This window comes from Kitasatospora sp. NPDC004669, from assembly GCF_040609455.1.
In the GTDB taxonomy this organism is placed as follows: domain Bacteria; phylum Actinomycetota; class Actinomycetes; order Streptomycetales; family Streptomycetaceae; genus Kitasatospora.
This window is the reverse complement of record NZ_JBEXKB010000005.1, coordinates 58,293-66,044: the sequence shown is the minus strand read 5'-3', so window position 1 is coordinate 66,044 and position 7,752 is coordinate 58,293. Positions and strand designations below refer to the sequence as shown.

8 protein-coding genes and 5 tRNA genes are annotated in these 7,752 nt (G+C 72.6%); 6 read left to right on the top strand and 7 right to left on the bottom strand.

Annotated features, from left to right (window positions below; translation table 11 throughout):
- Positions 1-20: 20 nt before the first annotated feature.
- The 3 genes from ABZW30_RS06285 to ABZW30_RS06275 all read right to left on the bottom strand — a co-directional run bounded on the left by ABZW30_RS06285 (position 21) and on the right by ABZW30_RS06275 (position 313).
- A tRNA-Val gene (locus tag ABZW30_RS06285) sits at positions 21-92 on the bottom strand.
- Between the two features lie 34 nt (positions 93-126).
- A tRNA-Cys gene (locus ABZW30_RS06280) sits at positions 127-200 on the bottom strand.
- A 40-nt stretch (positions 201-240) separates the two neighbouring features.
- Positions 241-313: transfer RNA gene (locus tag ABZW30_RS06275), tRNA-Gly, on the bottom strand.
- Between the two features lie 322 nt (positions 314-635).
- Here ABZW30_RS06275 and ABZW30_RS06270 point away from each other — a divergent pair.
- The 3 genes from ABZW30_RS06270 to ABZW30_RS06260 all read left to right on the top strand — a co-directional run bounded on the left by ABZW30_RS06270 (position 636) and on the right by ABZW30_RS06260 (position 3,542).
- A complete protein-coding gene (locus ABZW30_RS06270; protein ID WP_355669857.1) occupies positions 636-1,697 on the top strand; it encodes a chorismate-binding protein in 1,062 nt (353 codons plus the stop codon).
- Between the two features lie 101 nt (positions 1,698-1,798).
- Positions 1,799-2,629, top strand: a complete 831-nt coding sequence (locus ABZW30_RS06265; protein ID WP_355669856.1) for an aminodeoxychorismate lyase — start codon at positions 1,799-1,801, stop codon at positions 2,627-2,629.
- 67 nt (positions 2,630-2,696) lie between these two features.
- On the top strand, positions 2,697-3,542 hold the full coding sequence (locus ABZW30_RS06260) for a GNAT family N-acetyltransferase (protein WP_355669855.1): 846 nt from the start codon (positions 2,697-2,699) through the stop codon (positions 3,540-3,542).
- 15 nt (positions 3,543-3,557) lie between these two features.
- Here ABZW30_RS06260 and ABZW30_RS06255 read toward each other — a convergent pair whose 3' ends face one another.
- Positions 3,558-4,058 (bottom strand): DsbA family protein, encoded by a 501-nt coding sequence (locus ABZW30_RS06255; RefSeq protein WP_355669854.1) that lies wholly within the window; start codon positions 4,056-4,058, stop codon positions 3,558-3,560.
- A 110-nt stretch (positions 4,059-4,168) separates the two neighbouring features.
- Here ABZW30_RS06255 and ABZW30_RS06250 point away from each other — a divergent pair, with 110 nt between their 5' ends.
- Entirely contained in the window at positions 4,169-4,624 is a 456-nt protein-coding gene (locus ABZW30_RS06250; protein WP_355669853.1) for a hypothetical protein, read from the top strand.
- A gap of 14 nt (positions 4,625-4,638) precedes the next feature.
- On the opposite strand, the gene ABZW30_RS06245 is transcribed toward ABZW30_RS06250, so the two are convergent.
- Both ABZW30_RS06245 and ABZW30_RS06240 read right to left on the bottom strand, forming a co-directional pair.
- Positions 4,639-5,208, bottom strand: coding sequence for a CGNR zinc finger domain-containing protein (locus tag ABZW30_RS06245; RefSeq protein ID WP_355669852.1), 570 nt, complete (start codon positions 5,206-5,208; stop codon positions 4,639-4,641).
- Between the two features lie 439 nt (positions 5,209-5,647).
- The gene (locus tag ABZW30_RS06240) at positions 5,648-6,061 is read right to left on the bottom strand and encodes an SsgA family sporulation/cell division regulator (RefSeq protein ID WP_030056266.1); all 414 of its coding nucleotides are present in this window, start codon (positions 6,059-6,061) and stop codon (positions 5,648-5,650) included.
- A 418-nt stretch (positions 6,062-6,479) separates the two neighbouring features.
- Between ABZW30_RS06240 and ABZW30_RS06235 the strand changes: the two genes are divergently transcribed.
- Together ABZW30_RS06235 and ABZW30_RS06230 are read left to right on the top strand one after the other, a co-directional pair.
- Positions 6,480-6,551: transfer RNA gene (locus ABZW30_RS06235), tRNA-Val, on the top strand.
- 210 nt (positions 6,552-6,761) lie between these two features.
- Positions 6,762-6,833: transfer RNA gene (locus tag ABZW30_RS06230), tRNA-Val, on the top strand.
- A 67-nt stretch (positions 6,834-6,900) separates the two neighbouring features.
- Here ABZW30_RS06230 and ABZW30_RS06225 read toward each other — a convergent pair.
- On the bottom strand, positions 6,901-7,668 hold the full coding sequence (locus ABZW30_RS06225) for a 3'-5' exonuclease (RefSeq protein ID WP_355669851.1): 768 nt from the start codon (positions 7,666-7,668) through the stop codon (positions 6,901-6,903).
- Positions 7,669-7,752 lie beyond the last annotated feature (84 nt).

Sequence of the window (7,752 nt, the reverse complement as noted above, 5' to 3'; positions counted from 1 at the left end):
GGACCCCGAAGGATCCGACGTGCGCGATACTGGGATTGAACCAGTGACCCCTACCGTGTCAAGGTAGTGCTCTCCCGCTGAGCTAATCGCGCGGGGAGGTCCCCCGGTGGAACCGGGTGAGCCTCTTGGAGGTGGAGACGGGATTTGAACCCGTGTACACGGCTTTGCAGGCCGTTGCCTCGCCTCTCGGCCACTCCACCAGGCAACACACGAAGAACGATCTTACACCGTTCTCCATCGAGCGGACGACGAGATTCGAACTCGCGACCCTCACCTTGGCAAGGTGATGCTCTACCAACTGAGCCACGTCCGCCTGTCTCCCAGGAGCTTCACCGCTTTTCTTCGGCTGCGCTCCCTGGCGACGTGTTGAACTCTAGCGGATTCCTGGGCCAGCTAAAAATCCGTTCCCGCAGCGTGCCGAGGGGAGGCCCCCGGCGTGCCGTCCGGTCCGCCCTCCGCACCGGTCACCGGCCGCCACCTGCGGTGCTTCCGGACGATCATCCGCAGGCCATCCAGCGCACACCCGCGCGACGCGCAGAACCGCTCGTACGCGGGGGCACGAGCCCGGCCGGGCCCGCGCCCCCCGACCTACACTTCAGGCACCGCCACCCCCAGCACGACCGCGCAGGAGAACCGTGTCCGGCCACCCCGACCCCCGCACCCCGCTCGCCCGCTTCGGAGGCCGCCTGGCCACCGGCCTGCGTGACGTCACCTCGGACCCGGCCGCGCTCGACTCCTCCGGCTACTGGGCCGTCGCCTACGACTTCGAGGGCCGGCTGACCTGCGCACGCTTCGACGAGGTCCGCCCCGCCCCCGCTCCGCCCTCCGGCGCCGGCTGGCGAGGCCCGGACGCCGGCAGCTGGCACAGCTCCCTGGACCGCGCCGCCTACACCGCGGGCGTACGCCGCATCCGCGAGCACATAGCCGCCGGCGAGGTCTACCAGGCGAACCTCTGCCGGGTGCTGTCCGCGCCGCTGCCCGACCCCGACCGCAGCGACATCGACGCCCTCACCGGCCTGCTCGCCCACGGCAACCCCGCCCCCTACGCGGGCACCATCCGGCTGCCCGAGCACGGCGTCGAGATCGCCACCGCCTCTCCCGAGCTCTATCTGCGCCGCAGCGGACGCACCGTCTCCTCCGGCCCGATCAAGGGCACCGGCCGCACCGAGGACGACCTGCTCGACAAGGACCACGCCGAGAACGTGATGATCGTCGACCTGGTCCGCAACGACCTCGGTCGCGTCTGCGAGACCGGCAGCGTCACCGTCCCCGACCTCTGCGTCGTCGAGAAGCACCCCGGCTTGGTCCACCTGGTCTCCACCGTCGAGGGCGCCCTGCGCGAGGGCGACGGCTGGCCCGGGCTGCTCGCCGCCACCTTCCCGCCCGGCTCGGTCACCGGAGCCCCCAAGTCCAGCGCCCTGCGGATCATCGAGGCCCTGGAGACCGCCCCGCGCGGCCCCTACTGCGGTGCCGTCGGCTGGGTGGACGCCGACCGCGGCGAGGGTGAACTCGCCGTCGGCATCCGCACCTTCTGGCTCGACCGGCAGGACCCCCAGGCGCCCGTCCTGCGCTTCGGCACCGGCGCCGGCATCACCTGGGGCTCCGACCCCGAACGCGAGTGGGACGAAACCGAACTGAAGGCCGCCCGCCTGGTCGCGATAGCGTCGGGCAGCGCAACCGGCCCGACCGGGGCGTGAGCCCCGCCCGCGCTCGGGGCGCGTCCTGCGGATCTCCGCCGGGCCCGCGACGCGACCTGATCCGACAAGACCCACAAGACGCGCCCCTAGGAGCAGCCTCGATGCACACCCGCACCACGAGCTGGGTCAACGGGACACTCGTCGACTCCGCCGACGCCGCCCTGTCCGTCCTGGACCACGGACTCACCACCGGCGACGGTGTCTTCGAGACCATGAAGGCCGTCGACGGCAAGGCCTTCGCGGTCACCCGCCACCTCGACCGGCTCACCCGCTCCGCCCGCGGCCTCGGCCTGCCCGACCCCGACCACGACCTGGTCCGTGAGGCCTGCGCCCAGGTCCTCGCCGCCAACCCCGCCCCGCTCGGCCGCCTGCGGGTCACCTACACCGGCGGCGACTCCCCGCTCGGCTCCGAGCGCGGCACCGCCGCCCCGACCCTGGTGGTCGCCCTCGGCGCCATCAACCGCCGCCCCGACGAGACCGCCGTCGCCGTCGTCCCCTGGCGCCGCAACGAGCACAGCGCCGTCGCCGGCCTCAAGACCACCTCGTACGCCGAGAACGTGGTCGCCCTGGCCGCCGCCCACCGGGCCGGCGCCTCCGAGGCCCTGTTCGCCAACACCGCGGGCCGACTCTGCGAGGGCACCGGCTCCAACGTCTTCACGGTCATCGGCGGCCGCCTGCTCACCCCCGTCCTCGCCTCCGGCTGCCTGGCCGGCATCACCCGGCGACTGGTCATCGACTGGTGCGGCGCCGAGGAGGCCGACCTCCCGCTCAGCGCCCTCCAGGACGCCGAGGAGATCTTCCTGACCTCCACCACCCGCGACGTCCAGGCCGTCACCCGCGTCGACGACCGCGAACTGCCCGGCATCGGCCCGGTCACCGCCAAGGCCATGGCCGTCTTCGCCGAGCGCAGCGGCGACGACCTCGACCCGTGAGCCCCGCCCCGGGCAGCCGTGACGGGCTGCGCGGATAACCTTCCCGACGAGGGGAAGGGACCACCACATGACCACCACGCTGCGCCCCGAGGGCCCGGAGACACCCACCACGGCCGGCGGCCGCACCAGACGCTGGCGGATCCTGGCGAACGGCCACCCGGTCGGCGCGTTGCGTACCACCTCGGCCCGGCACGGCAGCCAACTCTGGGGCGAGATATCGGAGTTGGAGGTCACTGAGGGTCGCGGCCGGGGGCGCGGCACGTTCGGCGCGCTGGCCGCGGAGGAGGTGCTGCGCAACTGGGGCTGCACCCGGGTGGACGTCAACGTCCCCGAGTCGGCCCCGATCGCCCGCGGCCTCGCCGCCACCCTCGGCTACACCGAGCGGATGCGGAACCTGGGCAAGACCCTGACCGCCGCCCCCGCCCTGACCGCCGGCGTCACCGCCCGCCCGATCGACGCCACGGAGTTCCCGGCCTGGCTCGGCCGGGCGGCGGAGGGCTACGTCGCCTCGCTCATGGGCTCCGGCCTCAGCGAGGAGCAGGCCCGCGCCAAATCGTGGCTGGACCACCAGAACGTGCTCCGGCAGGGTGCCGACAGCCCCGGCGTCGCCCTGCGCCGACTGTACGGCGCCGACGGCGCACCGGAGCCGCTCGGCTCGCTCTGGGTGGAACTCCACCTGCGCGACCTGCCGGACGGCACACCGCTCGCCTGGGTCATGGTCGTGGAGGTGTCCCCGGCCCACCGGGGCCGGGGACACGGTCGCACCCTGATGCTGCTCGCCGAACGCGAGTGCCTGGCCGCCGGGGTGCGCGAGATCGGCCTCAACGTCTTCTCCGGCAACGAGGTCGCCATCCGCCTCTACGACTCGCTCGGCTACCGGATCACCGGCCGGTGTCACGGCAAGCCCCTGTGAGGAGTCGACGGAACGTCAGGAGGCCCCGGCCGCCTCGATGACGGTGACGATCCGCTCCCGCAGCCCCTCCTGGCTCCGCCCGCCGTCCAGCCGCTCGCCGCCGATCACGTACGTCGGCGTGCCGGTGATCCCGATCGCCTTGCCCTCGGCCTGGTCGGCGTCCACGGTCAGCATGTGTCGGCCGTCGATGAGCGCGGTCTCGACCTCCTCGACGTCCGCCCCGACCTCCCGGGCCACCTCCAGCAGCACCTGCTGCCCGCGCGCGTCCAGCTCCTCGACCCGAGCCAGCAGCGCTTCGACGAACGGCCAGCCCAGCCCCTGGGCGAACGCCTCCTCGGCCGCCTCCGCGGCGGCGTAGGCGTGCTTGTGCTTCTCCAGCGGGAAGTGCCGAAGTTCCACCGGCAGCGCGTCGCCGTACTGCGCGCGAAGCGCCCGTACGTCGTCCAGTGCGGTGCGGCAGTCCGGGCACTGGAGGTCGCACCAGAACTCAAGGCGGGGGAGGGAACCATCGATCATTCCCCCAGTGTTCCATCAGTGGGTGCCCGTTCCCGCCGGCGGTGCGCCCGAGGGCGGACCGACAGGGAGGCACCGGTGACCATGACGACCGCAAGCGAAGGGACGAGCCCGTGCTGACCGCGGCGATCAGCTTCCTCCTCACCGCCGGCGCAGTGGCGGTCGCGGGCCTGCGGGCCTGGCGGCGGCGCTTCCGCTCGGCGAGCCGGTGGTTCGCGGTGGCCCTGCTGCCCGCCGGGCTCTACCTGACCGGGCTGTTCCCGTTGGCCGGCACGATCGGCCGGGAGTTCGCCGACTGGGCGGCCAAGCTGGTCTTCGACCCCCGGGTGTGGACCGGCATCGTGCTGCTGGGCGTCTCCACCGTCCTGCTGCTCACCACCCGGTGGGTGGGCCGCCGCGATGCCGTCGAGGGCGCGCCGGAGCGCCCGGCGGCGGCCGGACCGACCCCCGAGCGCCCTGTGGTGGCCCAAGCGCCGAAGGCCCCGAAGAAGTCGGCGGCGGGCAAGCGGGACGACGGCCTCGGCGACTTCGCCGACATCGAGGAGATCCTCCGCAAGCGGGGAATCTGAGCCCGCCGGGAGCGTCAGGCGGAGGCCACGGCCTCCGCCGACCGCTGCCGCGCCCGGTAGGCGGCGACGTGCAGCCGGTTGCCGCAGGTGCGGCTGTCGCAGTAGCGCCGGGAGCGGTTCCGGGAGAGGTCCACGAAGACCCGCGCGCAGTCCGGCGCCTCGCACCGGCGCAGCCGCTCCCGCTCGCCCGCCATGAGGATGAAGGCCAGCGCCATACCCAGCTCGGCCGCGAGGTGGTCGCCGAGCGCGGCGTGCGGCGCGAAGTAGTGCATGTGCCAGTCGTGGTGGTCGTGGTTGACCAGTCGGGGCGTCGTCCCGGCGGCCGCGACGACCGCGTTGACGAGTTCGGCGGCCTCTTCGGTGGACTCCGTCGCGAACACCTCGCGCAGTCGGGTGCGCAGCTCGTGCACCCGCCGCAGGTCGTCCTCGGTCAGCGAGTCGATCTCGCTGATCTCCTGGCGGACCACGAAGGCGTCCAGCGCGGCGATGTCCGGCAGCCGCTCGTCGCCGCACACCTCGGGCGCGGTGTTGAGCAGATCCACGAGGATGCTCAGCGCGCACTCGGTGTCATGGGTGATCAGCACGTTGGGGCTCCTCGCGCAGGGGGACTCCGGTGCCCCGCGTCCACGGTTACCCCAGACCATACCGGCCCTTGCGGCAGAAGGGCGGCGCGTTCGTTCGAAGGCCAGTACGGATTCCGCCAGAGTGTCCCAAAGCGGGCGTCGCCCGGGCGTGAGGCCCCCGCTGTAGGGCAGCTGCGCGGCTTCTGCGCGGCCCCGCAGGGCCTCGGGAATGACGCGGGCGCCCCGACAGCGAGGCCGGCCACCCGTACGGATGGCCGGCCTCACTGCCGGGCGCCTGGAGTGCCGTGGCCCCGCTCTGGTGGGAGCGGGGCCTGTCACCGGCCCCGAGACCGCGTCGTGCGCGGCTGAGTCCGCTGCCGTGCCCCCGAGTAGGACGGCTGCGATGACGGCAGGAGGTGCGGCCCCACTGACGATGGGGCTGGACCGCCTCCGGTCGGGGTCAGCTTTCGGCGAGGATGTGGGACAGCTCCCGGTCAAGGTCGAAGTGACGGTGTTCGGTGCCGGGGGGCACCGCGGCGTCCGTCCGCTTGAGGAACGACTCAAGCGCCCGGGCCGGGGCCTCCAGCAGGGCTTCTCCTTCCGGAGAGCTCAGCGCGATGCAGACCACCCCTTGCCCGTGGCTGCGCGACGGCCACACCCGGACGTCGCCGGTACCGGTGGGTCGGTGCAGCCCCTCCGCGAGGAGATCTCGGGCGAACACCCACTCCACGGTCTCGTCGGCGCCCGTGTGGAACGTGGCGTGTACGGCGTAGGGGTCGGCGGTGTCGTAGCGCAGGCCCGCGGGGACGGGCAGTGAGGACTCGCTGGACACGATGAGGCGCAGGTGCAGCTCGCAGCTGACCGTGGTGTTCATAAGCGCCATGGCCTTTCGCTCAGTGTGCGCTCGGGGATTCGCACGTCGGCGAACGGACCATCCCACCTCCAAGACCGATGTAAACCCCTCTGTCCCGATTCGGGCGCGAGTCGTACCCCTTACGGCGCATTGCGGAATCGTCGCGGAGTACCCGCCCGGGGCATTACCGGCGGTTCTTCTCTTCTCGGCCGGTTTCCGGGTCGGCATGTAGTCGGTCTGTACGAAGCACCAAGGCGGGTCGGGAACAGGGGATCGGGTGGTGCGGCCGGGCCCGACGAGTCGGCCGCGTGGTCGGGAGGGCGGGGCGGGGTCCGGGCCCCCGCCCGGGCGTACGGCGGCCGGCGCCCCTGGGTGGGGCCCTCCGCCGGGAGGGTGTTCGGAGCACCCCCCGAGATGCGGTAATGTTTTCCCTGCACCCGGGCGATTAGCTCAGCGGGAGAGCACTTCGTTCACACCGAAGGGGTCACTGGTTCGATCCCAGTATCGCCCACCGGAATGCATTGTGATATGTGAGGCCCAGTCGATTATCGGCTGGGCCTTACATGTATTTCCAGAATGCCCCCGAAGTGCCGTCGCTAATCCGACTGAGGCTCAGTCATCTTCCGTGTGGAGCGCGAGTTCTGCAGGTGCGCCAGCCGCGCCGGGAAGGGGCGAGTTGTACGGCCTCCCCCAAACGGTGCTATAGTTCATCTCGTTGCCCGGGCGATTAGCTCAGCGGGAGAGCACTTCGTTCACACCGAAGGGGTCACTGGTTCGATCCCAGTATCGCCCACCGGACAGCACGCAGGCCCTGACCAGGAAACCGGTCAGGGCCTGCGGCGCGTTCGGGGCCCTTCCCGCTACGCCGCCGCCTCGCAACCGTGTTCGGGCTCCAACCGGCGGCCGCAGCCGCACCGGGCGGGCCGCAGCGGCCAGGACAGGTCCACCCGCTCCGGCGTCCCCGACCGGTCGAACCAGCTCTGCAGCCCCCGCGCCTGCGCCGCGTGCCAGACCGCCTGCCGCAGGTGCAGCTCCGCCGCCGTCAGTGCGCCCAGCGCCGCCGGGTAACGGGCGCCTATTCGCCGGGTCAGCGAGAGCGCAGCCGTCGCGTCCGCCGCCGCGTCGTGCGCCCCGGTGAGATCGACGCCGTAGTGCGCGCACAGGTCGGTCAGCGTCCGGCGGCCCTTGCGGTAGCGGTCCACGTGCTTGTCCAGCACCCGCGGATCCAGCACCAGCAGCCCGGCGCCGTCCAGCCCGCCGGTCAGCGTCAGCCCGTGGTGGCGGCGCAACTCCCGGTCCAGCAGCGTCAGATCGTAGGGCGCGTTCATCACCACCACCGGGTGCCCGGCCCGTGCCTGGGCCGCCAGTGCGCGGGTGACCTCCGCCACCACCGCGCGGGCCGGCCGGCCGTACGCCCGGACCCGCTCGTCGGTGATGCCGTGCACCGCGCGGGCGCCGTCCGGGATCGGCACGCCCGGATCGGCGAGCCAGGTGGTGGTCTGCGCCGGTGCGCCCGGGGTCGGTTGGACGACCAGCGCGGCCGAGACGATCCGGTCGGTCTCGACGTCCACGCCGGTGGTCTCGGTGTCGAAGGAGGCGAGCGGGCCGGTGTACCAGTAGTGCTGCATGACTGCCCCTCAGGCGTGCGTTCCGCGCACTGGTGATACCCGGTTCTGACGCCCGCTCAACCCGTTTGGCCCGGGCCCGACCGG